Below are 24278 nucleotides of genomic sequence, written 5' to 3' on the forward strand. Positions count from 1 at the left end.
AAGCCCGCAAGCGGGCAAGTCGCGGGTTATGTCGAAGGACGAACACCTACAAACATAGGAGCAGCACATGGCAAACACCCATTTCGGTTTTCAAACCGTCGCCGAAGAAGAAAAGGCCAAGAAGGTCGCCGGCGTATTTACTTCCGTCGCCAGCAAATACGACATCATGAACGACCTGATGTCGGTGGGCCTGCACCGTATCTGGAAGCCGTTTGCAGTGGGTCTCGCCAATGTGCATGAAGGCCAGCGCGTGCTGGATGTAGCCGGCGGCTCGGGCGACCTGACCAGGCTGTTCCTGAAGAAGGTCGGCAGCAGCGGCCAGGTGGTGCTCACCGACATCAACAATGCCATGCTGCGCGTGGGCCGCGACCGCCTGCTCGACGAAGGCATCACCACGCCGACCGCCCAATGCGACGCCGAACACCTGCCCTTCCCCGACAACTACTTCGACTGCGTCAGCATCGCCTTCGGCCTGCGCAACGTCACCCACAAGGATGCCGCGCTGCGCGAGATGCGCCGCGTGCTCAAGCCGGGCGGCCGCGTGATCGTGCTGGAGTTCTCCAAGGTGGCCAAGCCGCTGGAAAAAGCCTACGACCTTTACTCCTTCAAGCTGCTACCCAAGATGGGCGAGATCATCGCCAACGACGCCGACAGCTACCGCTACCTGGCCGAATCCATCCGCATGCATCCGGGACAGGAAGAGCTGAAGCAGATGATGGTCGATGCCGGGCTGGAGCGAGTCGAGTACTTCAACATGACTGGTGGGGTGGTGGCGGTGCATCGCGGGTATAAGCTGTAGGGCAATTTGTCTTTAAGGTCATGACTAGCGCCTCCGCACGAGCTGACTTCTTCGATGCATCTGCGCTTGCAAAGGTGTTTACTGATGAGCCAGGTTCAAACATCGTTAGAGAATACTGGAATAGCCGTGCAACGAAATATACAACTCCGTTTTGTTTCTATGAGGCAATGAATGTTCTTAAGGGAAAATGGAAGCATAAGGGCAAACTTTCAGTCACGCAGTACCTCGATGCTGCTTTTCGGCTTACGGCTTGGTACGGAGCTTCGTCCAGCCAAATCAATGACCTCAACTTCGCAGATCCCCTGACATTTGCCGAAACAAAAAAGCTAGCGGAACGAAATGGGCTCGATTTGTCTGATGCCTTCCAGATCATGAGTGTAAAACTTGGCTACTTTTCTGCCCTAGTCAATGATTCTGCTACTGTCCTCGTAACCGCAGACAATGAGCTTGCCAAGGCTGCAAGACTTGAGGGACTTCATGTTTGGAACCTTATGTTTGAGCCTCCTCCCAATTGATGTTTTGTATTCCTTTTTTATTCATTAGCAGGTATCACTATGAGCGGTTTACCCAAATGCCCCAAATGCAGTTCCGAATATACCTACGAAGACGGTGCCAACTACGTCTGCCCTGAATGCGCGCATGAATGGTCGAAGGATGCACCCGCCGCAGCAGGCGAAGAAGCGAAGGTATTCAAGGATGCGTTCGGCAACGTGCTGGTCGATGGCGACTCCGTGACGGTGATCAAGGACCTGAAGATCAAGGGTTCGTCTTCGGTGGTGAAGGTCGGCACCAAGGTGAAGAACATCCGCCTGGTGGATGGCGACCATGACATCGATTGCAAGATCGACGGCATCGGGGCGATGCAGCTGAAGACCGCGTTCGTCAAAAAGGCTTAGGGATTGACGGGCCTGGCGATACCGCCCGGTAATTCCGCGCCGGATCTGCTCTACAGCGACGAGTCGCTGCTGGTGGCCGTCAAGCCTGCCGGATTGCTGGCCGTGCCGGGTCGTGGCGCGGACAAACAGGATTGCCTTTCCTTGCGCCTGCAGCAGGAATTCCCGGATGTGCTGGTGGTCCATCGCCTGGATATGGCCACTTCCGGCTTGCTGGTGTTTGCGCGTGGCGTCTCAATGCAGCGGCGCCTGTCGAACATGTTTCGCGATCGCGAGGTGGACAAGCGCTACGTGGCAGTGGTGGCCGGCCGGCTGGAACCTGCGGCAGGCGAAGTGGATCTGCCCATTGCCGCCGATTGGCCGAATCGTCCTTTGCGCAAAATCGATGCCGTGGCAGGTAAGCCATCGCTCACGCGCTATCGCAGCTTGTCACATGGGGTCGATTGCACGCGTGTCGAACTGGAGCCGGTCACCGGTCGCACCCACCAGTTGCGCATCCACATGGCGGCCATCGGCCACCCCATTCTCGGCGACGCACTGTATGGCGATAGTGCCAGTGCGCCCCGGTTGCTGCTGCATGCCTGTTCGCTGGGCTTTGCCCATCCCCTGAGCGGCGCTCCATTGAACTTTAGCCATCCGCCCCCATTCTGATGACTGCTTCATTTTGAACATTCGTCCGTATCCTGATGCAGGGTCAGGCAGCGCCGCTGCAGCTGCTATACTCTTCTGTCGTTGTTATGAACACACTAGAAGGAATCAAATGAAACGCTTCACCATCCTGTTGACCATCGTTCTGACCAGTCTTTCCCTGTTTGCCGCGAATGCGGAGGCCAAGCGCTTCGGCGGCGGTGGCAGCTTCGGCAAACAACGCACCATGAGCGCACCCGTGCAGAAAGCCCCGGCCGCCGCCCCGGCAACGTCACCTGCGCAGCCCGCCATGGCCCCACAGCCTGCCGGCAACCGCTGGCTCGGTCCGCTGGCCGGCCTGGCCATCGGCGCTGGGCTGGGTGCCTTGTTCGCGCATTTCGGCATGGGCGAAGGCATGGGTTCCTTGCTGATGATCATGCTGGCCGTCTTCGCCGTGATGTTCCTGGTCTCGATGTTCCGCCGCAAGCAGGAACCGGCGATGCAATACGCCGGGGCAGGCGCACCGTATGGCGGCGCCCAGGAGCCGGTGCAACAGCCTTATGACGGCAATGTGGCGGCACCTGTGGCCGCGGCCAATATCCCGGCCGATTTCCCGGTGGAAAGCTTCCTGCGCAGCGCCAAGACTTCGTTCATCCGCCTGCAGGCCGCGAACGACCGCAAGGACCTGGACGACATCCGCGAATATACGACGCCGGAGATGTTCGCCGAGGTTTCCATGCAATTGCAGGAGCGAGGCGATGCACCGCAAAAGACCGATGTGGTCGTCGTCAATGCCGAGCTGCTGGAAGTGGTGACCGAGAACGACCACGCCATTGCCAGCGTGCGCATGAGCGGTCAGCTGCGCGAGAACAACGGTGCGCCGGAGAGCTTCGACGAGATCTGGCATGTGCAGAAGAACCTGAAAGACGACAAGTCGGTCTGGCTGCTGGCCGGAATCCAGCAGGTTTAAACGCAAAGTACAGTAAACTAACGGGCATGGCGCGATCCGCCGTGCCCTTTTTTACTTGAACTCTTTGTAAATGCGTTTTTTCCGCTTACTCAAGATCATTTTCGTCGTTCTGCGTTTCGGCCTGGACGAGTTTTTGCTGGCGCATGAACGCACGAGCTGGCTGCTTCGTCCGCTCAACTGGCTGCTGTTCTTCCGCGATTGCTCGCGTCCGCGCGCTGAGCGCCTGCGGCTGGCGCTGGAGACCCTGGGACCGATCTTCGTCAAGTTCGGGCAGATGCTTTCCACCCGTCGCGACCTGATCCCGACCGACATTGCCGATGAGCTGGCCAAGCTGCAGGATCGGGTGCCGCCGTTCTCTTCCGATTTGGCGGTCAACCTGATTGAAGCGGCTTATGGCAAGGGATTGCATGATGTGTTTGCCGAATTCGATCTGACACCGGTGGCCAGTGCCTCGGTGGCCCAGGTACATTTTGCGGTGTTGCCGGATGGCCGCGAGGTGGCGGTGAAGATCCTGCGCCCGGGTATCGCCAGCATCATAGGCCACGATGTGGCGCTGTTGCAGATTTGCGCCGGTTTGATCGAACGCTGGTGGGAAGATGGCAAGCGCCTGAAGCCGAAGCTGGTGGTTGCCGAGTTTGAAAAATACCTGCATGACGAACTCGACATGATGCGCGAATCGGCCAATGCCAGCCAGCTGCGGCGCAATTTCGCCGATGCCAGGCTGCTGCTGGTGCCCGAAGTCTACTGGGACTGGTGCTCCGTGCAAGTGATGGTGATGGAGCGCATGCACGGCATCCCCATCAGCCAGATCGGTGCCCTGCGCACGGCCGGGATCGACCTGTCCAGGCTGGCGGCCCGCGGAGTCGAGATCTTTTATACGCAAGTGTTCCGCGACGGCTTCTTCCACGCCGACATGCATCCCGGCAACATCCTGGTGGCGCATGACGGACGCTATGTGGCGCTGGATTTCGGCATCATGGGTACGCTCACCGACACCGACAAGAATTATCTCGCGCAGAACTTCATCGCCTTCTTCAACCGCGATTACAAGCGCGTCGCCGAATTGCACATCGAGTCGGGCTGGGCGCCTGCCGCCACGCGCGTGGATGAGTTCGAAGCGGCGATCCGTTCGGTGTGCGAGCCCATCTTCGACAAGCCGCTGCGCGATGTTTCGTTCGGCAAGGTGCTGCTGCGCCTGTTCCAGACCTCGCGCCGTTTCGGCATCGAGGTCCAGCCGCAACTGGTGCTGCTGCAGAAGACCCTGCTCAACATCGAGGGCCTGGGCTTGCAGCTGGATCCCGATCTTGACCTGTGGAAGACCGCCAAGCCTTGGCTGGAGCGCTGGATGAGCGAGCAGATCGGCTGGCGCGGTTTCCTCAGGAGCTTGCGCGCGGAGGCGCCGCAATATGCGAGCCTGTTGCCGCAACTGCCGCGCCTGCTGCACCAGCGATTGCAAGCCGATCCTGCCGAATCGCTACCCTTGCTGCGCGAGTTGCTTGCACAAGAAAAAAAGCGCAATGCCTGGCTATCGGTCATTGCGCTTTTATTGACGGCATCGCTGCTGTTCGCCGTCTTTACCTATCTGGCTTAAACAAAACCGCTTTCCATCAGTTCGGCGGCCAGCAGCTTGTAGTCTGCCGCACCCGGGCTCTGGGGGGCATAGGCGAACACATCCAGGCCGTGCATCGGGCTGGTCGCCAGCGCCACGCTTTCGCCGATCCGCGTCTTGCATACCAGCTCGCCATAGCGCTGCTTGAGCTTGTCGTAGATGTCGTAGGAAAGTTTGCGGCGCGAATCGAAGCGGGTAACCAGGATGCGTCGTTCGAACTTGCGCTGCAGTTTCTTCTCCAGCACATTCAGCGCGGAATCAAGGCGATGCACACCGTGCTGCGAGAGGAAGTCTGCCGATACCGGGATCAGCACCCGGTCGCTTGCCAGCAGTGCATTCAGCGTAAGTACGCCCAGCATCGGGCAGCAATCGATCAGGATGGGTGCGCCGGTCAGTGCGAGTTCTTCCGCCAGCCCCTGCTTGAGCATCTTGGCAGCATGCGGGTCGCTGCCGTACAACGCGTCTATCTTGGACAGTTCCAGCGTAGCGGGCACAATCTGCCAGCCTGCCGGGGTGTCGTGCAGCAATTTGGCGAGCGGTACCTTGTCCTTGAAGAAAGTGGCCATGCTCTTGGACTGGACCGTGCCGTTCTTCAACCCAGAGGCCAGGCTCAGGTGACCCTGCGGGTCCATGTCGAGGGCGATGGGGTGCCGCTGCGCCAGGGAGAGTGCGGCAGCGAGGTTAAGGCAGGTGGTGGTTTTCCCCACCCCGCCCTTCTGGTTGAAAACGGCGATGACCGCCATGCTTCTGGTCTCCTTGGTTTGCGGGAGATGTGTTTTGTACTGCGCAGGTTGTGGTTCCGGCCGTCCTTTCAGGAACTGGCCTGTACGCAAGTCAGCCTTCGCCGCAAGCCCTATGCAATGTTCATCACTCTACGGTGACGGATTTTGCAAGATTGCGTGGCTTGTCCACATCCGTTCCCTTCTGCAACGCAACGTAATATGCCAACAGTTGCAGTGGAATGGTGTGCAGAATAGGGCTCAGAAAACCTGCGTGTTCGGGCATTTGCAGGATATGTACGCCTTCGGCCTCTTTGATGTGCGTGTTCGCGTCGGCAAAGACGTACAGTTCTCCGCCGCGCGCACGCACTTCCTGCAGGTTGGATTTCAGTTTTTCCAGCAAAGCGTCGTTGGGAGCCACCGACACCACCGGCATGTCCTTGTCCACCAGTGCCAGCGGGCCATGTTTCAGCTCCCCGGCAGGATAGGCCTCGGCGTGGATATACGAGATCTCTTTCAGCTTGAGTGCGCCTTCCAGCGCGATCGGGTAGTGCAGCCCGCGCCCGAGAAACAGGGCGTGGTGCTTGTCGGCAAATTGTTTCGACAATTCTGCAATCTCCGGCTCCAGCGCCAGCACCTTTTGCACCGCACTGGGCAAGTGACGCAGCTCGTGCAAAAACTGTTGCTCGCGTTCTGTATCCAGCCTGCCGCGCAGCTTGGCCAGCACCAGCGTCAACAGGAAAAGCGCGGCAAGCTGGGTCGTGAAGGCTTTGGTCGAAGCGACGCCGATCTCCGGACCTGCCCGCGTCAGCAGGCGCAGCTTGGATTGGCGGATGATGGCGCTTTCGGGTACGTTGCAGATTGCCAACGTAAACAGGTGGCCGGTCGTTTTGGCGTGATTGAGCGCTGCCAGCGTATCTGCCGTCTCGCCCGATTGCGAGATGGTGACCACCAGCGTTCCGGGTCTGGTGACGCTGCTGCGGTAACGGTATTCGCTGGCGATCTCGACCGTGCACTGTATGCCTGCGATCTCTTCCAGCCAGTAGCGCGCCACCATGCCGGCGTGATGACTGGTGCCGCAGGCGAGAATAAGGATGTTTTCCACCTGTGGGAAAATGTTGTTCGCTTCCGCGCCGAAGATGCCGGGCACCAGCGACTGGCTGTTGCATACCGATTCCAGTGTGTTCGCCAGCGCCTGCGGTTGTTCGTGTATTTCCTTTTGCATGTAGTGCCGGTATTCGCCCAGCTCCACGCTGTCGTTGTTCAGTTCGCTGACATGCACCGGCCTTCCGATCTCCGCACCCTGTGCGTTGAAGATACGGTAGCCGTCCAGGTTCACTTCGACCACGTCGCCTTCTTCGAGGTAAACGACGTTCCTGGTGACCTGCAGCAGTGCCGACATGTCGGATGCAACGAAGTGTTCACCCTCGCCGACCCCCAATAGCAGCGGGCTGCCTTTGCGCGCCGCAATTAATTGATGCGGATTGTCCGCCGCCACCACGCCGATGGCATATGCGCCGACCAGTTGCGCCAGCGCCGCCTGTGTCGCGACCAGCAGGCTGCCCTGTGCATAGTGGCTGTGGATCAGGTGGGCGATCACTTCGGTGTCGGTGTCCGAAGTAAATTCGTATCCGCGTTCCGTGAGGTCGGCACGCAGTTCTTCGTAGTTCTCGATGATGCCGTTGTGCACCACGGCTATCAGGTTGCGGCTGATGTGCGGATGGGCATTGCGCTCGCTGGGCACACCGTGCGTTGCCCAGCGGGTATGGGCGATGCCCAGTTCACCATAGGTTTTGGCACTTTTTTCCGCCAGTTCTGCCACCCGGCCGGTACTGCGCACCCGGTCAAGTGTTCCGTTGTGCACCACCACCAAGCCTGCAGAATCGTAACCGCGGTATTCCAGCCGGAGCAGGCCGTTTACCAGGACAGGCACGATGTTCCGATTTGCTATGGCTCCGACGATTCCACACATGTTATTTCTTTCCTTTTTGCGGGCGCTGCCATCCGGCGATGCTCACCTGTTTGCTGCGCGACAAGGTCAGTTCGCCATCCGGCGTGTTCCTGGTAATGGTGGAGCCGGCGCCGATGGTGGCACCTTTGCCCACGGTGACGGGTGCCACCAGTTGCGTGTCTGAACCGATGAACGCATCGTCACCGATCACGGTGCGGTGTTTGTTGGCCCCGTCGTAGTTGCAAGTGATGGTGCCAGCGCCGATATTGACACGACTGCCTACCGTGCTGTCCCCGATATAGCTCAGGTGATTGGCTTTGCTGCCCGAACCGATCTCGCTGTTCTTGATCTCGACGAAATTCCCGACATGCGCGCCGTCGTGCAATTTGCTGCCCGGACGCAGTCTGGCATATGGGCCGATATGGCAATTTTCCCCGGTTTCGCTGGCCTCGATGTGGCTGTATGGGAAGATCTGCGTATCCTGGCCGATGCTTGCATCGCGGATGATGCTGTAGGCACCCACTCTCACACGGTCACCCAATTTCACTTCACCCTCGAAGATGCAACCGACATCGATTTGGACGTCGCGGCCGCACTGGAGAGTTCCTCGCACATCGATGCGTTCAGGATCTGCCAGCGTCACTCCCCGCGCCATCAAGCTGTTGGATTCGGTCCGTTGCTGGACCCGTTCCAGCGCTGCCAACTGCTGCTTGTTGTTGATGCCCTCGACTTCCCAGTTCTGGGCAGGATGCACCGTGTGCACTGTCACGCCTTGCTGGACGGCCATCGCCACAATATCTGTGAGGTAGTACTCACCTTGTGCGTTGTTGTTGCCCAGCTTGCCCAACCATGTACGCAATTTTGCGGTCGGGGCCAGCAGGATACCGGTATTCACTTCACCAATCTGGCGTTGTTCTGTCGTGGCATCCTTTTCCTCGACGATGCATTGCACGTCGCCTTGCCCGTCGCGGACGATGCGGCCATAGCCGGTCGGCTTATCGAGGTTGACGGTGAGCAGCACCAGCCCGTCGCCAGCCTGTAGCATCTGGTGCAGGGTGCTGTGCTGGATCAGTGGAACGTCGCCATATAGCACGAGCGTCCGGCTCTGATCTTCAAGATGCGGCAGAACCTGTTGCACTGCGTGACCGGTACCGAGCTGCGGCTCCTGGATCACGAACTTCGCTCCATATTGCTGCATCGCCTGCGGCACAGCTTCGCCGCCGTGCCCGTAGATCACGCAGATCTGTTGCGGCTGCAATGATACGGCGCAATCCAGCACATGCTGGACCAGCGGCTTGCCGGCCAGCGCGTGCAATACCTTGGGTTTGTCGGAATACATGCGCGTGCCCTTGCCGGCAGCAAGGATGACGATGTTCAATGGGCTCATATCAGGGCTTTTCAAGGATGCGGAAGTATATCGTTCACGCAACAAAAAAGCAGCCGAAGCTGCTTTTTTGTTTGATGCTGAACAGCTTGCGGCTTAGTGCGTATGCTTGCGCAGCTGCTGGATCGCGCGCAGCTGGGCGATGGCCTCTGCCAATTCGGCTTGCGCTTGCGCGTAGTCGATATCGGTAGTGCGGTTCTTGAGCGCCTCTTCCGCTGCCTGCTTTGCTTCCAGCGCACGTGCTTCGTCCAGATCGTGCCCGCGGATCGCTGTATCGGCCAGAACGGTCACTACGTTGGGCTGCACTTCCAGCATGCCGCCGGAAACGTAGATCAACTCTTCGTTCTCCTGGTCAGGACGCTTGATGCGCACCGTACCGGGTTTGATGCGAGTCAGCAGTGCAGTGTGGCGAGGATAGATACCCAGTTCGCCCATCTCGCCCGGAACCACGACGACTTCAGCGAGGCCGGAGAAGATCTGCTCTTCGGCGCTCACCACGTCCACATGTACGGTCATTGTCATGGTTGTTCCTTTTCAGTTATTGCAGCGTCTTGGCTTTTTCGACCGCTTCTTCGATGCCGCCCACCATGTAGAACGCCTGTTCCGGCAGGTGGTCGTATTCGCCTTCGACGATGCCCTTGAAGCCCTTGATGGTGTCCTTCAGGGTCACGTACTTGCCCGGGGCGCCAGTGAACACTTCGGCCACGTGGAAAGGTTGCGACAGGAAACGCTGGATCTTACGTGCACGTGCCACGGACAGCTTGTCCTCGGGAGACAGTTCGTCCATACCCAGGATCGCGATGATGTCGCGCAGCTCCTTGTAACGCTGCAGCGTTGCTTGGACCTTGCGTGCCACGCCGTAGTGCTCTTCGCCCACAACCAGCGGATCGAGCTGGCGGGAAGTGGAATCCAGCGGATCGACCGCAGGGTAAATACCCAGCGAAGCGATATCGCGGCTCAACACGACGGTGGAGTCCAGGTGCAGGAACGTGGTTGCCGGAGACGGGTCAGTCAAGTCGTCGGCGGGAACATACACGGCCTGGATGGAAGTGATGGAACCTACCTTGGTCGAGGTGATACGCTCTTGCAGGCGGCCCATTTCTTCGGCCAGCGTCGGCTGGTAGCCCACGGCGGAAGGCATACGACCCAGCAGCGCGGACACTTCGGTACCGGCCAAGGTGTAGCGGTAGATGTTGTCCACGAAGAACAAGATGTCGCGGCCTTCGTCACGGAATTTTTCAGCCATGGTCAGACCGGACAGCGCAACGCGCAGACGGTTGCCGGGCGGCTCGTTCATCTGGCCGAACACCATCGCCACTTTGGACTTGGTGAAGTCTTCCTTGTCGATAACGCCTGCGTCGGACATTTCGTGGTAGAAGTCGTTACCTTCGCGGGTACGCTCACCCACACCGGCGAACACGGACAGGCCGGAGTGCTGTTTCGCGATGTTGTTGATCAGTTCCAGCATGTTCACGGTCTTGCCCACGCCGGCGCCGCCGAACAGGCCAACCTTGCCGCCCTTGGCGAACGGGCAAACCAGGTCGATCACCTTGATGCCGGTTTCGAGCAGGTCAACGGAAGGGGACAGTTCGTCGAACTTCGGTGCAGCCTGGTGAATCGAGCGCTTCTCATCGCTCTTGATCGGGCCCACTTCGTCGATCGGACGACCCAGCACGTCCATGATGCGTCCCAGGGTACCTGTACCCACGGGCACCTGGATCGGATTGCCGGTGGAATTCACCACCATGCCGCGACGCAGACCGTCGGAAGAACCCATCGCGATAGTACGCACAACGCCGTCGCCCAGCTGCTGCTCGACCTCGAAGGTCAGGCCCACTTCTGCCGTGGAGTTGCCCGCATCGGCCAGCGTCAAGGCTTCATACACCTTGGGCATTTTGTCGCGCGGAAATTCGATGTCGACCACGGCACCGATACACTGAACAATCTTTCCTTGACTCATTTTAAGATTCCCCGTCTAAATTAATTCTGAATTCTTTGCTGCAGACCGTTAGCCGATCGCTGCTGCACCTTGAAGATTTGGTCTCGTCATAACGTTCGCTACGCTCACATTAGCCTCGCCCGATCTTCAAACTGCGCTATCCAATTGCTGCCGCACCGCCCACGATCTCGGAAATTTCCTTGGTGATCGCTGCCTGGCGCGCCTTGTTGTAAACCAGTTTCAGCTCGCTGATGACGTTCTTGGCGTTGTCCGAAGCTGCTTTCATCGCCACCATACGCGAGCTTTGCTCGGATGCCATATTCTCTACGACCGCCTGATACACCAGCGATTCGATGTAGCGCAGCAGCAACTCGTCGATGACTTTCTTCGCATCGGGTTCGTAGATGTAATCCCAGTTGCCTTCGGCCGTGCCCATCTGCTCTCCGCTGAGCGGTAGCAGTTGCTCCACGCGCGGCTCCTGCTTCATCGTGTTGATGAAGTGGTTGTAACTCAGGTAGATGGCATCGATCTCGCCGGCCACATAGGCGTCCAGCATGGCTTTTACCGCACCGATCAGCTTCTCAACGTGGGGTGTATCGCCCAAACCGGTCAGGTGCGACTTCACCTTGGCACCGATGCGGTTCATGAAGCCGAAACCCTTGTTGCCGATTGCGCAGACCATGAGGTCCTTGCCTTCGCCTTGCCATGTCTTCATTTCGCCCACAGCCAGACGCAGCAGGTTGGTGTTCAAGCCACCGCACAAGCCCTTGTCGGACGTGACGACGATCAGACCGACGTTCTTGATGCTGTCGCGCTTGACCAGGAATGCATGCTTGTATTCCGGATTGGCGCGAGACAAGTGCGCTGCCACATTGCGGATCTTCTCGGCATAGGGGCGAGCGGCACGCATGCGTTCCTGCGCTTTGCGCATTTTCGCTGCTGCCACCATTTCCATCGCACGGGTGATCTTGCGCGTGTTTTCCACGCTCTTGATCTTGGTGCGAATTTCTTTACTGCCCGCCATAACTCACCTCGCCTTAGTAGACTGCAGTTGCCTTGAACGATTCGATCGCTGCGGACAGCAGTTTTTCGTTATCGGCAGACAGGTCCTTGCTGGATTCGATGGCATCCATCAGGGCCTTGTTCTTGGACTTCAGGTGGGCGTGCAGGGCGGCTTCGAATGCCAATGCCTTGGCCACAGGGACGTCGTCGAAATAACCCTTGTTGACCGCAAACAGGGTCGTTGCCATGTCGGACACCGAGAGCGGGCAATACTGCAGTTGCTTCATCAGCTCGGTCACCAGACGGCCGCGCTCCAATTGCTTGCGCGTAGACTCGTCCAGGTCGGAAGCGAACTGTGCAAAAGCAGCCAGTTCACGGTACTGCGCCAAGGCCAGACGTACACCGCCGCCCAGCTTCTTGATGACCTTGGTCTGTGCTGCACCACCCACGCGGGACACCGATACACCGGCGTTGATCGCGGGACGGATACCGGCGTTGAACAGGTCGGCTTCCAGGAAGATCTGGCCGTCGGTAATGGAGATCACGTTGGTCGGCACGAATGCGGACACGTCACCAGCTTGCGTTTCGATAATCGGCAGCGCCGTCAGCGAGCCGGTCTTGCCTTTGACGGCACCCTTGGTGAAGGCTTCGACGTATTCGGCGTTCACGCGGGCTGCGCGCTCCAGCAGACGGGAGTGCAGATAGAACACGTCGCCGGGATAAGCTTCGCGGCCGGGCGGACGGCGCAGCAACAGCGAGATCTGGCGATATGCCCAGGCTTGCTTGGTCAGGTCGTCGTAAACGATCAGTGCGTCTTCGCCGCGGTCACGGAAATATTCGCCCATGGTGCAGCCGGCATAAGGTGCCAGGAACTGCATCGCGGCGGAGTCGGAAGCGGTCGCCGCAACCACGATGGTGTATTCCATCGCGCCGTGCTCTTCCAGCTTGCGCACCACGTTGGCGACGGTCGAGGCTTTCTGGCCTACCGCAACGTAGATACAGGTCATGTTCTGACCTTTTTGATTGATGATGGCGTCGACAGCGACCGCGGTCTTGCCGGTCTGGCGGTCGCCGATAATCAGTTCGCGCTGACCGCGGCCGACCGGAACCATGGAATCGATGGACTTCAGGCCGGTCTGTACTGGCTGATCGACCGACTTACGTGCGATCACGCCCGGTGCGACCTTTTCGATCTTGTCAGTCATCTTGGTGTTGACCGGACCCTTGCCGTCGATCGGCTGTCCCAGCGCGTTGACCACGCGGCCGCGCAGTTCGGGGCCGACCGGCACTTCGAGAATGCGGCCGGTACACTTGACGGTGTCGCCTTCGGTGATGTGTTCATATTCACCCAGAATCACGGCGCCGACGGAGTCGCGCTCGAGGTTCAGCGCCAGACCAAAGGTGTTGCCCGGGAATTCCAACATTTCGCCCTGCATCACATCGGACAAACCGTGGACACGGACGATACCGTCGGTCACGCTGACCACCGTACCTTCAGTGCGCGCTTGGGTCAGTGCTTCGAAATTCTCGATGCGACTGCGAATCAGATTGCTAATTTCGGAAGGGTTGAGCTTCATCTGGATTTCCTCATTCTTGATAAATCTTTATCAGGCTAGGGCGTTCGCCATTTCAGTGAGTCGGGTACGCGCAGAGCCATCGATCACTTTGTCTCCGGCGCGGATGACCACGCCCCCCAGCAATTCTTTATTGACCTTGCAGGTCAGCTTGATCTCTCGACCCATGCGCTTTTTCAGCGAGCTGACGATTTTGTCTTGTTGGGCTGGCGACAGCTCAAAGGCTGCATCCACCACCACATTGACGGTCTTTTCGGCTTCGGCCTTCAGTGCCTCAAACAGTGCGGCGATCTCGGGCAGTACTTGCAAACGCTGGTTGTCCGCCAATATGCGCACAAAGTTGCGTTGTTGCGTACTGGCGCCGCTACCAACCATCGCCTCCATCAGGTCTTCGACCTTCTTTTTGGGAACGCGCGGATTGGTAACGACGGCATAAACTTCAGGATGGTTTACGGCTTCGGCCAGAGACAGCAGCATCTCCGACCATGCCTTCAGCGCATTCAGTTTTTGCGCCTCATCGAATGCCGCCTGGGCATAGGGACGGGCAGTGGTAATGGCTTCGGACATGGCGATCAGATTTCCGCGACGAGTTTATCGAGCAAGTCGTTGTGCGCCTTGGCATCGATCTCGCGTCCCAGAATCTTCCCCGCACCAGCCAGCGCGATCGCGGAAACCTGCGTGCGCAACTGCTCCTTGGCGCGGAACACTTCCTGTTCGATCTCGGCCTTGGCACCGGCGATGATACGATCGCCTTCAACCTTGGCTTGTCCTTTGGCTTCTTCGACGATTTCGCTTGCGCGCTTTTCGCCGTTCGCCACGATCTCGCCCGCTTTTTCCTTGGCTTCACGCAGAAGCTCTGCGGAACGCTTGGAGGCCAGCTCAAGATCCTGCTTGGCACGTTCCGCATCTGCCAATCCATCGGCGATCTGCTTTTTGCGTGCTTCCAGCGCGCCGATGATCGGTGCCCATACGAACTTCATGCAGAACCACACGAACAGGGCGAACATGATGGTCTGGGCGAGAAGAGTTGCATTGATGTTCATGCAAGCTTCCTTTCTAAATTATGCGTTGTCGCTGACGGCGAATTAGTGTGCCACCGCAAACAGAACGTACATCGCGATACCGACAGCGATCATCGGAACGGCGTCGACCAGACCCATCACCACGAAGAATTGGGTACGCAGCATCGGGATCAGCTCAGGTTGACGGGCTGCGCCTTCCAGAAAGCGGCCACCCAGGATACCGATACCAACCGCTGCGCCAAGTGCGCCCAGACCCATCATCAATGCGCCGGCGATGTACAGCAGTGCGTTTGCTAATTCCATTTGTATTTCTCCTATTTGATAAAAGTGAAGTTAATGAAGCCGAAAATTTATGTTTTAGTGGTGTTCCTGATGCGCCATGTCCAGATAGACCACTGTCAACGTCATGAAGATGAACGCCTGCAAGGTCACGATCAGGATGTGGAAGATCGCCCAGCCGAGGGACAACAGCACCTGCGAGCCGTAAAGCGTGGCGTTGCCGACCGAGAATCCAGCCCAGGCTCCGCCCATCAGCGCGATCAGGATGAAGATCATTTCGCCGGCATACATGTTGCCGAACAGACGCAGCGCAAGGGAGATCGGTTTGGCGATCAGGTTCACGCCTTCCAGCAGCAGATTGATGGGCATGCCCCATTTGCCGAAAGGCTGCAGTGTCAGTTCACCCATGAATCCGCCCAAACCCTTCATCTTGATGCTGTAGTACAGCACCAGCAGGAACACGCCGATTGCCATGCCGAAAGTGGCGTTCGGATCGGTGGAAGGAACGACCTTGAAGAACGGCACCCCGAGTGCGCCCATCAGGTGCGGCACGTAGTCGATAGGTATCAGGTCCATCAGGTTCATGGAGAACACCCAGAAGAAGATGGTCAGGGCCAGCGGAGCGATCATGTTGTTCTTCGCGGAGAACGAACCGCGCACGCTGGTATCAACGAATTCGATGGCCCATTCGCAGAAATTCTGCAATCCGCCCGGGGTGCCAGCAACGATGCTTTTTGCCACCATGCGGAACAGGAACAGGAAAGCCACACCGAGCAACAGTGACATGAAGAAGGTATCCAGATTCAGCGCCCAGAAACCCATCGCCTTGGCTTCTTCTGAAGTATGTGCAACGCCCCATGTTCCGTCAGGCAAATGGCCGTAGGTCAGGTTCTGCAGGTGGTGATGGATATATTCCGCTGATGTTTGCACTTCGGTGGACATGATTTAGTCGCTATCTTCAATCTTGATCTTCATTAACAACCGGGCTGCAAGCAGCACCGTTTGCCCCAATACAAAACCGCTTAAAACCGCCAGTGGCGATAGTTTCAGCACCGCCAAGCTGATTCCCAGCAATGCGACAACTGCCAGGAAACGCTCGGCAGCGTAAAAATACATAAGCCGTAACTGTTGATGTGCGTCATGGGCAGAATGCAATGCTGCTCGAGACATCCTCCAAGCCAGCAAAGCTCCATTGAGAACGGATATCCCTCCACCACCTAACACCGCTATCGCGTATTGCGGCGAACTTCTCCAGCAAAATGCTGTTATGCCTGCAGCGACAAGCGTGGCAATGGTTTGCAGACCAATTACCTTGCGCGCTAACCGTTTTTCTTGGACTTCGGCTGTGAAAAGCGCGGCGATGATAGCGGCGTTTAGCGGGGGTGTCAAACCCTGTTCTGCGATATCCCCCTTGCCAGCGCGCTTTTCAGCGTCCGTTACGGAGTCCACCGAGGAGTTCTTCCAAATGATCGTTACTCAGGTATTCGATAACAAGCTTGCCGCCGCCCTTCCGGTTCGACTTGATTTCCACACGGGTCCCCAGATGAGCACTGATGTCTTCCTGCAACTGTTGGGTATCGCGATTCGGTTTCTGCGTTTTTTTGCTTTCCGGCTTGGCAGGCACCTGTTCGCCTTGTTGTTGAACCAGCTTTTCCGCCTCGCGCACCGACAGCCCTTCCAGCACGATCCTGTTGGCCAGCAATATCTGCTGTGCGCCTTCCAGCGACAGCAGAGCCCGCGCATGTCCCATATCCAGGGAGCCAGCCATCAACATGTCCTGTACGGCTTGCGGCAATTTGAGCAAACGCAGCAAGTTGCTGGCGGCGCTACGTGAACGGCCGACCGCATCTGCTGCTGCCTGGTGGGTCATCTGGAATTCGTCGATCAGGCGCTGAATGCCGATCGCCTCTTCCAGCGGGTTCAGGTCCTCGCGCTGGATGTTTTCGATCAGCGCCATCGCCAGTGCCGCGTTATCCGGCACCTTGCGCACGATGACCGGCACGATCTTCAATTCGGCCAGCTGCGCTGCACGCCAACGGCGTTCGCCGGCAATAATCTCGTAACCGCCTTCGGGCAGCTCGCGCGCCAGAATGGGTTGCATGACGCCCTGCACCTTGATCGAGGCAGCAAGTTCGTTCAGCGACGCTTCGTCCATGCGGCTGCGCGGCTGGTATTTGCCGGGCTTCAGTTGTTCGACCTTGAGTTCGCGCAATACGTCGTTCTGTTTCGATGTGCTGTTTCCGGAAAGCAGCGCATCCAGGCCGCGCCCCAATCCCTTGATCGGTTTTGCCATGATTTTCCCTTTGTTGAAACTTGTTATGCAGCGACTTGTGCGGTCGCGTTGTTGAGCATTTCGCCCGCCAGTGCCAGGTAGGCCAGCGTCCCCTTGGACTGGCTGTCGTGATACAGCGCCGGGATGCCGAAGCTGGGAGCTTCCGCCAGACGCACGTTGCGCGGGATGACCGTGCGATAGACCTTGTCGCCGAAATGTTGCTGCAATTGTTCAGAAACCTGTTGCGCCAAGGCATTGCGCGGATCGAACATGGTGCGCAGCAGGCCCTCGATCTCCAGGTCCGGATTCAGGTTTTCGCGCACTTTGCGGATGGTATTGACCAGATCGCTCAAACCTTCCAGGGCGTAGTATTCGCATTGCATCGGGATCATTACCGATTTCGCGGCGCACAATCCATTCAAGGTGAGCAGGTTCAGCGCAGGGGGACAATCGACCAGGATGTAATCGTATTCATTCAATACCGGCAGCAATTCTTCCTTCAATCGCATCTCGCGGCCTTCAACATCTACCAGTTCAATCTCCGCACCCGCCAGCTCGCGATTTGCCGGCAATACATCGTATTTGCAGGCGTCCGATCTGATGCGCGCTTCGGCAATCGTTTTTTCGCCCAGCAATACGTCGTAGACGGTCGCTTCCAGATCGGCCTTGTTGATTCCGCTGCCCATGGTGGCGTTGCCTTGCGGATCGAGGTCGATCAACAGGACGCGCTGTTTCGCCGCTCCAAGGCTTGCAGCCAGATTGACGCTGGTCGTGGTTTTGCCCACACCCCCCTTTTGATTGGTGATTGCCAATATCTTGCTCATTTTTCTACCCCCAACACGACCAGACTGCGGGCCGCTTCTAGTTTAGGAACTTGCAATGTGATCACTCTTTCTACTTTCACTCCCGCAGGAAGCCGTGCCAGCTCTTGTTCCGGAGCTCCCTTCATGGCCGCCCAGCGGCCGCCTTCGGCCAACAGATGCCGGGTCAGCATAACGAAATCCGCTGCTTCGGCAAAAGCGCGGGAAATGATCCCGTCGAATTTCTGTGGTGCCTGCCATTGCTCTACCCGCTCACAGCGAACTTCCACATTGCGCAGGCCTAACTCGATTGCAGCTTGCTGAACAAAACCGGTTTTCTTGCTATTGCTATCCAGCAAGGTGAACGACCACTCCGGACGCATCACGGCCAGAATCACCCCCGGCAAGCCTCCGCCACAACCCACATCCAGCCAGCGTTGCGGCCACAAATAAGGCAATACGGCCAAGCTGTCGAGCAGGTGGTTACTTACCATCTGTTCCTGCTGGCGTATCGCGGTAAGGTTGTATACCGCATTCCACTTGCGCAACAGTGCCAGATAATCCAGCAACTTCGCCTGCTGTTCGGATGTCACCGCCAGCTCCATCGCGGCGATTCCTTCTGCCAGTTCCTGCGCCAGACTCATGCGGCCTTTTCTTGTTTGAAGCCTCGCTTCAAATGTACCAACAACAGGGAAATCGCCGCAGGAGTCACGCCGGAAATGCGCGCAGCCTGCCCCAACGTCTGGGGCCGGTGCTGGGTTAGTTTCTGTCGCACCTCGATCGATAATCCGCGCACCGTCGCATAATCGATATCGGCTGGCAATTGCGTCGTCTCATGTCCTTCCTGGCGTGCTATTTCGTCCCGCTGACGCTCTATATATCCTTGATATTTAGCAAGAATCTCCACCTGTTCGGCGACTTCGCCGCCCTCTTCCTTTTGTGCGCCGGGAAGTGTCATCAAGGTCGCATAGCTCACTTCCGGGCGGCGCAACAGGTCATACAACGAATATTCACGCTCGATCTCTTTGCCCAGTACGCGTTCAGCATCGGCTTTTTCCAGCATGCGCGGATTAATCCAGGTCGATTTCAATCGCTGCAGTTCGCGTTCGATTTTTTCCCGTTTGGTTTCAAACGCCAACCATCGAGCTTCATCCACCAGGCCCAAGCGCCGGCCAATTTCGGTCAAGCGCATGTCGGCATTGTCTTCGCGCAATTGCAAACGGTATTCGGCACGGCTGGTGAACATGCGGTAGGGTTCGGATACGCCGCGCGTGATCAGATCGTCCACCAGCACCCCCAGATATGCTTCGTCCCTTCGCGGACACCACGGCTCCAGCTCTTTGGCTTGCAAGGCTGCATTCACACCAGCCAGCAAGCCTTGTGCGGCCGCTTCCTCATAGCCGGTTGTGCCGTTGATCTGCCCCGCCAGGAACAGGCCATTTATCACCTTGCTTTCCAATGACATTTTCAAGCTGCGCGGATCGAAATAGTCATATTCGATGGCATAGCCAGGGCGTGTGATGTGTGCGTTTTCCAGCCCTTTTATCGAGCGCACCAATGCCAGCTGCGTATCGTAGGAAAGGCTGGTCGAAATACCATTAGGATAGATCTCGTGTGTAGTCAGCCCTTCAGGCTCCAGGAATATCTGATGTGAATCCTTGCCCGCAAAGCGCGTGATCTTGTCTTCGATGGATGGGCAATAGCGTGGACCCACTCCTTCGATAACGCCTGTAAACAATGGGGACTTGTCCAATCCATTGCGGATAATCTCATGCGTCCGCTCATTCGTCTGGGTGATCCAGCAGGGCAGTTGCCTTGGATGTTGCTCAGCGCGTCCCATGAACGAGAATACGGGCACAGGCATATCGCCATGCTGCTCCTGCATTACGGAAAAATCGATGCTGCGCCCATCGATGCGCGGCGGCGTCCCAGTTTTCAGGCGCCCAGTTGGAAGTCCCAATTCCCGCAGATTGTGTGCCAGCCCAAGCGATGGTGGATCGCCAGCGCGGCCTGCTGGGTAATTCGACAGGCCCACATGCACCAATCCAGCCAGAAATGTACCGGTAGTCAAAACTACCGTTTTGGCGTGATAACTCAACCCCAGCTGAGTCTGTACTCCTGCAATACGGCCATTTTCTATCAACAGTTTTTCCACAGGCTGTTGGAACAACCAGAGATTTTGCTGGTTTTCCAAACGCTTACGGATGGCCTGCTTATAAAGCGCCCGGTCTGCCTGGGCTCGCGTTGCGCGGACTGCCGGCCCCTTGGATGCATTCAGGATGCGAAACTGGATGCCACCTTCGTCCGTTGCTGCAGCCATCGCCCCACCCAGGGCATCGACTTCCTTCACCAGATGCCCTTTACCTATGCCGCCGATAGAGGGGTTGCATGACATGACGCCCAGTGTTTCGATGTTATGTGTCAGCAATAGCGTGGCACAGCCAGCGCGAGCACTTGCCAACGCGGCTTCTGTGCCGGCATGGCCGCCGCCTATCACAATGACATCGAATTTGTCCGGTTCGCGCATCCGTCAGCTACCAAAATGAGGACGCGCATCATACCCCAAAACGATTTGCGGGGATAATTTTGAAAGGAAATTGTTTCACGTGAAACACCGTCATTTCCCAATACAAAAACGACTGAATATCTCGCCCAGCAAATCGTCTGCGCTGAATTCTCCAGTAATGCTGTTGAGCGCATCTTGGGCCAAGCGCAATTCCTCGGCAAAAAGCTCAGGACGGGCTATTTCGAGTTCCGCAGCCTGCAGATGTTTCCTGGTATCTGCAAGTGCTTCTAGATGGCGTGCCCGCGCCATGAAAACGCCTGTCTCCTGATGCCATCCTATCGTTTCCAGGATTTTCTCCTGCAGCTCGACCATTCCCGCGCCGTTTTTTGCAGAGATGAAAAGGTGCTTCTCTCCATCCTTGAATTCAAGACCCGGCGCATGCCCGCTAAGGTCAATCTTGTTATGCAGATACAGTCGCGGGATTTTGTCCGGCAAAGAAGCCAATATTGTACGGTCCTCAAGCTCGCTTCGATGCTGGGATTCGTCCAATAAGACCAGCACCACATCTGCGCGGGTCAATGCCTGTTGTGTACGGGCTATGCCCATTTGTTCAACGGCATCCGTCGTTTCACGCAATCCGGCAGTATCGATCAAGTGCAGAGGTACACCGCGTATCTGCAGTGCTTGGCGTATCGCATCGCGGGTGGTGCCAGGAATTTCGCTCACCAGCGCCACCTCTTCGCCGGCAAGACGATTGAGCAGGCTGGATTTTCCTGCGTTGGGTGCGCCTACCAGAACTACTTGTGCCCCTTCACGCAGGATGCTGCCTTGCTTGGCTAGAGCAGAAATGCGCTCAATTTCCTGAAATAGCGCTGCAAGCTTGCTGCTACAAAGTTTCCGGTCATCGGCATCAATCTCTTCCTCGGGAAAATCCAGCGTCGCCTCGACCAGCATGCGCAACTCGATGAGCTGTTCGACGGTCTTGTGTATCGCGGCGGAAAATTCCCCTTGTAATGATCGCACGGCACTGCGGGCTGCCTGCTCGGTGGTGGCATCGATCAGATCGGCCACGCTCTCGGCCTGTGCCAGATCCATCTTGTCGTTGAGAAATGCGCGTTGGGTAAACTCACCTGGCTGTGCGAGGCGCGCTCCCAGCTCCAGACAGCGCTGCAACACGGATTGCAGCACGGCTGGTCCACCATGTCCTTGAAATTCCAGCACCTCTTCACCGGTGTATGAATGTGGCGCAGGGAAATAAATGACGATACCCTGATCCAGTAATGCGCCATCGGCAGCAATAAATGGACTGTAGGTAGCAAATCTGGGGGGCAGCTGCCGACCAGTCAGGGCTAACGCCATTCCGGCCAGGTCCCGCCCAGACACTCGTACCACGCCGATGCCACCGCGCCCAGGGGCGGTGGCGATCGCCGCAATATTGTCAGGCTTTGGCGCCACCTTTGGTTGCGGTTGCCTGACCGCGTGTGATGTACCACTGCTGTGCGATGGACAGGATGTTGTTTACAACGGAGTACAACACCAGCCCGGCGGGGAAGAAGAAAAACACCACACTGAACACGACTGGCATGATCTGCATGAGTTTGGCTTGCAGCGGATCTGGCGGAAGCGGGTTAAGCTTGCTCTGCACCAGCATGCTGATACCCATGATCAGCGGCAAGACGTAATAGGGGTCGGTTGCCGACAGGTCCGTGATCCAGCCGAAGAACGGCGCGTGGCGCAGTTCTACGCTGGACAAGATTGCCCAATACAACGCAATGAATACCGGGATCTGGATCAGCATTGGAAGGCAGCCACCCAAAGGATTGATCTTCTCCGTTTTGTACAGATCCATCATGGCATGGTTCAGCTTCTCGCGATCATCGCTGTATTGCTGCTTGATTTTCTCCAGCTTTGGCGCAAGCAGGCGCATCTTGGCCATGGAACGGTAGCTTGCGGCCGAAAGCGGGAAGAACACCAGTTTGATCAACACCGTCAGCAAGATGATGGAAACGCCCCAATTGTGTATCCAGTCATCAATATGCGACAACAGCCAGAACAACGGGGTTGCGATGATCGTGAGCCAGCCATAGTCCACGGTCAAACCCAGGCCCGGTGCGATGTCATCAAGCTTGGATTGAGCCGGGCCCGCGTATAACGTAGCTGAAATCTTCCCTGTCTGGCCTGGTTCGATCTTGGCGACAGGCAAAATCACACCCGCCGAAAACTCGTTACCTTCCAGTTTCTTCGCGTAGAACTCGCGAGGCCCTTTCGCTGCGGGCAACCATGCGGACACGAAGTAATGCTGCAACATGCCGATCCAGCCATTGTCCGGATTCGTTGGCAATTTGACCTTGTTCTTTTCGATGTCCGAAAACTCGACCTTTTTGAACTTTTCCTGATCGGTATATACCGCCGGACCCGTATAAGTCGGTACGAATTTGGATGTACCACTCACGGGAGTAGAGTCCCGCACCAGCTGGAAATAGGCAGACGGCAGCAGTTCCACCGTGCCCTTGTTTACGATTTCATATCCGACATCGATCAGGTAGCTGCCACGATGGAAGGTATACACCTTGGTGACTTGCGCTTCGCCGGTATCGATGGCGGTCAGTCTCACTTCCAGCTTGTCCTGACCTTCGGCAAGATGGAACTCATCGCCAGCGGCCGAAAATTCCGCATTGTGCGTAGGCAATCCTTTTCCCAGCAGGCCGGATTGTGCAATGTAGATATGATCTCCACGCTGTTGCAATAAAGTCAGGGGTTTACTTTGATCGCTGGCCTCTTTGTGCTGCAACAGATCCAGACGTTGGATATTGCCGCCGGCTGTGTTGATTTCAGCCTTGAAAGTATCGGTTGTTACTACGATCTTGTTTCCGCTGACGGATACTTTTTGTGTTTCCGCTGGTGCCGATACCTGCTCTTTTGGCCTGACCGGTTCAGCCGGTATGGATGGATCCTTTGTTTTTGCGGCTTCAACAGCTGATATCGCAGGTTCGTTTTGATGTGTCCATTCGCTCCAAAGTATGACCAGGGAGAAGGAAAAAATCAGAAATAAGAACAACCGCCGCATGTCCATCAAAGTTTCACCTGTGTTTTTAGTTATGGTACGGGATCATAGCCGCCCGGATTCCATGGATTACAACGTATTAGCCTCTTTATCGTCAACCACAAACCCTTTAGCGCACCATATTTTGAAATTGCTTCATGTGAATATTGTGAACAAGATGGGCTAAAGCGGCATGATGGAGGTAGCACAGGCCGTATCATCAACTGGTATCCACGTACCATGAGCAACAAGATCGATTTCATTTTGCCGCCAGCACCGTTTTGAGAGTTTCTGCCAGGGTAAATCTTGCTACCGAAATATCTTTGCTATCCAGCGGCTTGCGTAGCCTTATCACTATGTCGCTGGCAGCCCCTTGCCGCGCATGAATACGAAAACACTCTCTAATCATACGCTTAACAAAATTTCGCTGCGTTGCAGCAGGCAACAATCGCTTACTGACTGACATGCCGAGGCGGGCATGTCCAATTGAGTTTGCTTCGCTATGAACAGCAAACCATGAATTGGTTCGTGCCCTTTGTTGCAGTATCCGGGTAAAACCTTCCCGACGCGAAAGGCGAAAGCGCCGGGGAAAAGTCTGGACTGCTTTCTGTATCACACGCCGAGTCGTGCACGCCCACGTGCGCGGCGTGCTGCTATAACAGCGCGCCCACCTTTGGTTTTCATGCGAACCAGAAAGCCGTGAGTACGTTTTCTTTTGGTGACGGAAGGTTGATAAGTGCGTTTCATGCTTACTCCTGACTGTTATACTGTTGAAAAGCGCGCGATTACAATCGTTAGCGTGATTCCTGTCAAGTCTTTTTATGCTGTGGATAACTTTTTACAGAGCTTGTAGAATGTCCCGGAATTATTGCGATATATTTTAGTGCCT

The 24278-nt window shown here is 56.9% G+C and carries 27 protein-coding genes; 6 read left to right on the forward strand and 21 right to left on the reverse strand.

The genetic code is table 11. The annotated features are described in order from the left end of the window. The first annotated feature begins 67 nt into the window (after positions 1–67). From ubiE to ubiB, 6 genes are all read left to right on the forward strand, one after another. Entirely contained in the window at positions 68–799 is a 732-nt protein-coding gene (gene ubiE, locus L6418_RS13290) for a bifunctional demethylmenaquinone methyltransferase/2-methoxy-6-polyprenyl-1,4-benzoquinol methylase UbiE (RefSeq protein ID WP_237247407.1), read from the forward strand. Between the two features lie 20 nt (positions 800–819). Then, positions 820–1314 carry a type II toxin-antitoxin system VapC family toxin gene (locus L6418_RS13295; RefSeq protein WP_237247408.1) on the forward strand — a complete coding sequence of 165 codons (495 nt, stop codon included), beginning with the start codon at positions 820–822 and terminating at the stop codon, positions 1312–1314. A gap of 39 nt (positions 1315–1353) precedes the next feature. After that, positions 1354–1695 (forward strand): zinc ribbon domain-containing protein YjdM, encoded by a 342-nt coding sequence (locus L6418_RS13300; RefSeq protein WP_237247409.1) that lies wholly within the window; start codon positions 1354–1356, stop codon positions 1693–1695. 3 nt (positions 1696–1698) lie between these two features. Further along, positions 1699–2343 carry an RluA family pseudouridine synthase gene (locus tag L6418_RS13305; RefSeq protein WP_237247410.1) on the forward strand — a complete coding sequence of 215 codons (645 nt, stop codon included), beginning with the start codon at positions 1699–1701 and terminating at the stop codon, positions 2341–2343. A 109-nt stretch (positions 2344–2452) separates the two neighbouring features. Next, entirely contained in the window at positions 2453–3289 is an 837-nt protein-coding gene (locus tag L6418_RS13310) for a Tim44 domain-containing protein (protein WP_237247411.1), read from the forward strand. 70 nt (positions 3290–3359) lie between these two features. Further along, positions 3360–4880, forward strand: a complete 1521-nt coding sequence (gene ubiB, locus L6418_RS13315) for a ubiquinone biosynthesis regulatory protein kinase UbiB (protein ID WP_237247412.1) — start codon at positions 3360–3362, stop codon at positions 4878–4880. Here the strand turns inward: ubiB and L6418_RS13320 are convergent. The 21 genes from L6418_RS13320 to rpmH all read right to left on the reverse strand — a co-directional run bounded on the left by L6418_RS13320 (position 4877) and on the right by rpmH (position 24136). Further along, positions 4877–5641 (reverse strand): ParA family protein, encoded by a 765-nt coding sequence (locus L6418_RS13320; RefSeq protein WP_237247413.1) that lies wholly within the window; start codon positions 5639–5641, stop codon positions 4877–4879. The two genes, ubiB and L6418_RS13320, sit on opposite strands and share 4 nt — an antisense overlap. 124 nt (positions 5642–5765) lie before the next feature. Next, on the reverse strand, positions 5766–7589 hold the full coding sequence (glmS, locus tag L6418_RS13325; RefSeq protein ID WP_237247414.1) for a glutamine--fructose-6-phosphate transaminase (isomerizing): 1824 nt from the start codon (positions 7587–7589) through the stop codon (positions 5766–5768). 1 nt (position 7590) lies between these two features. Next, the gene (gene glmU / locus L6418_RS13330) at positions 7591–8955 is read right to left on the reverse strand and encodes a bifunctional UDP-N-acetylglucosamine diphosphorylase/glucosamine-1-phosphate N-acetyltransferase GlmU (protein WP_237247415.1); all 1365 of its coding nucleotides are present in this window, start codon (positions 8953–8955) and stop codon (positions 7591–7593) included. A gap of 93 nt (positions 8956–9048) precedes the next feature. Next, entirely contained in the window at positions 9049–9474 is a 426-nt protein-coding gene (locus L6418_RS13335) for a F0F1 ATP synthase subunit epsilon (protein ID WP_237247416.1), read from the reverse strand. A 16-nt stretch (positions 9475–9490) separates the two neighbouring features. Continuing rightward, positions 9491–10912 (reverse strand): F0F1 ATP synthase subunit beta, encoded by a 1422-nt coding sequence (gene atpD / locus L6418_RS13340; protein WP_237247417.1) that lies wholly within the window; start codon positions 10910–10912, stop codon positions 9491–9493. A gap of 136 nt (positions 10913–11048) precedes the next feature. Next, on the reverse strand, positions 11049–11915 hold the full coding sequence (gene atpG, locus L6418_RS13345) for a F0F1 ATP synthase subunit gamma (protein WP_237247418.1): 867 nt from the start codon (positions 11913–11915) through the stop codon (positions 11049–11051). 13 nt (positions 11916–11928) lie between these two features. After that, the gene (gene atpA, locus L6418_RS13350) at positions 11929–13470 is read right to left on the reverse strand and encodes a F0F1 ATP synthase subunit alpha (protein ID WP_237247419.1); all 1542 of its coding nucleotides are present in this window, start codon (positions 13468–13470) and stop codon (positions 11929–11931) included. Positions 13471–13500: 30 nt separating this feature from the next. Beyond that, complete coding sequence (locus tag L6418_RS13355; protein WP_237247420.1) at positions 13501–14034, reverse strand: F0F1 ATP synthase subunit delta; 534 nt, start codon at positions 14032–14034, stop codon at positions 13501–13503. A 5-nt stretch (positions 14035–14039) separates the two neighbouring features. After that, positions 14040–14510 carry a F0F1 ATP synthase subunit B gene (locus tag L6418_RS13360; protein WP_237247421.1) on the reverse strand — a complete coding sequence of 157 codons (471 nt, stop codon included), beginning with the start codon at positions 14508–14510 and terminating at the stop codon, positions 14040–14042. A gap of 42 nt (positions 14511–14552) precedes the next feature. Then, positions 14553–14792: a F0F1 ATP synthase subunit C gene (atpE, locus tag L6418_RS13365; RefSeq protein WP_013031107.1), complete on the reverse strand. Its 240-nt coding sequence runs from the start codon at positions 14790–14792 to the stop codon at positions 14553–14555. Between the two features lie 54 nt (positions 14793–14846). Further along, positions 14847–15710 (reverse strand): F0F1 ATP synthase subunit A, encoded by an 864-nt coding sequence (gene atpB, locus L6418_RS13370; RefSeq protein ID WP_237247422.1) that lies wholly within the window; start codon positions 15708–15710, stop codon positions 14847–14849. Between the two features lie 3 nt (positions 15711–15713). Then, on the reverse strand, positions 15714–16217 hold the full coding sequence (locus L6418_RS13375; protein WP_237247423.1) for an ATP synthase subunit I: 504 nt from the start codon (positions 16215–16217) through the stop codon (positions 15714–15716). Beyond that, positions 16195–17061 carry a ParB/RepB/Spo0J family partition protein gene (locus L6418_RS13380; RefSeq protein ID WP_237247424.1) on the reverse strand — a complete coding sequence of 289 codons (867 nt, stop codon included), beginning with the start codon at positions 17059–17061 and terminating at the stop codon, positions 16195–16197. The genes L6418_RS13375 and L6418_RS13380 overlap by 23 nt, the downstream gene beginning before the upstream one ends. A 23-nt stretch (positions 17062–17084) precedes the next feature. Beyond that, positions 17085–17864, reverse strand: a complete 780-nt coding sequence (locus L6418_RS13385; RefSeq protein WP_237247425.1) for a ParA family protein — start codon at positions 17862–17864, stop codon at positions 17085–17087. Next, positions 17861–18484, reverse strand: coding sequence for a 16S rRNA (guanine(527)-N(7))-methyltransferase RsmG (rsmG, locus tag L6418_RS13390; RefSeq protein WP_237247426.1), 624 nt, complete (start codon positions 18482–18484; stop codon positions 17861–17863). The genes L6418_RS13385 and rsmG overlap by 4 nt, the downstream gene beginning before the upstream one ends. Then, the gene (mnmG, locus tag L6418_RS13395; RefSeq protein ID WP_237247427.1) at positions 18481–20367 is read right to left on the reverse strand and encodes a tRNA uridine-5-carboxymethylaminomethyl(34) synthesis enzyme MnmG; all 1887 of its coding nucleotides are present in this window, start codon (positions 20365–20367) and stop codon (positions 18481–18483) included. Before mnmG ends, rsmG begins: the two co-directional genes overlap by 4 nt. Before the next feature lie 90 nt (positions 20368–20457). Further along, positions 20458–21801 carry a tRNA uridine-5-carboxymethylaminomethyl(34) synthesis GTPase MnmE gene (gene mnmE, locus L6418_RS13400; RefSeq protein WP_237247428.1) on the reverse strand — a complete coding sequence of 448 codons (1344 nt, stop codon included), beginning with the start codon at positions 21799–21801 and terminating at the stop codon, positions 20458–20460. Next, complete coding sequence (gene yidC, locus L6418_RS13405; RefSeq protein ID WP_237247429.1) at positions 21785–23419, reverse strand: membrane protein insertase YidC; 1635 nt, start codon at positions 23417–23419, stop codon at positions 21785–21787. Before yidC ends, mnmE begins: the two co-directional genes overlap by 17 nt. Before the next feature lie 23 nt (positions 23420–23442). Continuing rightward, complete coding sequence (gene yidD, locus L6418_RS13410) at positions 23443–23652, reverse strand: membrane protein insertion efficiency factor YidD (RefSeq protein WP_237247430.1); 210 nt, start codon at positions 23650–23652, stop codon at positions 23443–23445. After that, a complete protein-coding gene (rnpA, locus tag L6418_RS13415) occupies positions 23649–24005 on the reverse strand; it encodes a ribonuclease P protein component (RefSeq protein ID WP_237247431.1) in 357 nt (118 codons plus the stop codon). The genes yidD and rnpA overlap by 4 nt, the downstream gene beginning before the upstream one ends. Continuing rightward, positions 24002–24136 (reverse strand): 50S ribosomal protein L34, encoded by a 135-nt coding sequence (rpmH, locus tag L6418_RS13420; protein WP_237247432.1) that lies wholly within the window; start codon positions 24134–24136, stop codon positions 24002–24004. Before rpmH ends, rnpA begins: the two co-directional genes overlap by 4 nt. Positions 24137–24278 lie beyond the last annotated feature (142 nt).

Source organism: Sideroxyarcus emersonii, from assembly GCF_021654335.1.
GTDB lineage: Bacteria > Pseudomonadota > Gammaproteobacteria > Burkholderiales > Gallionellaceae > Sideroxyarcus > Sideroxyarcus emersonii.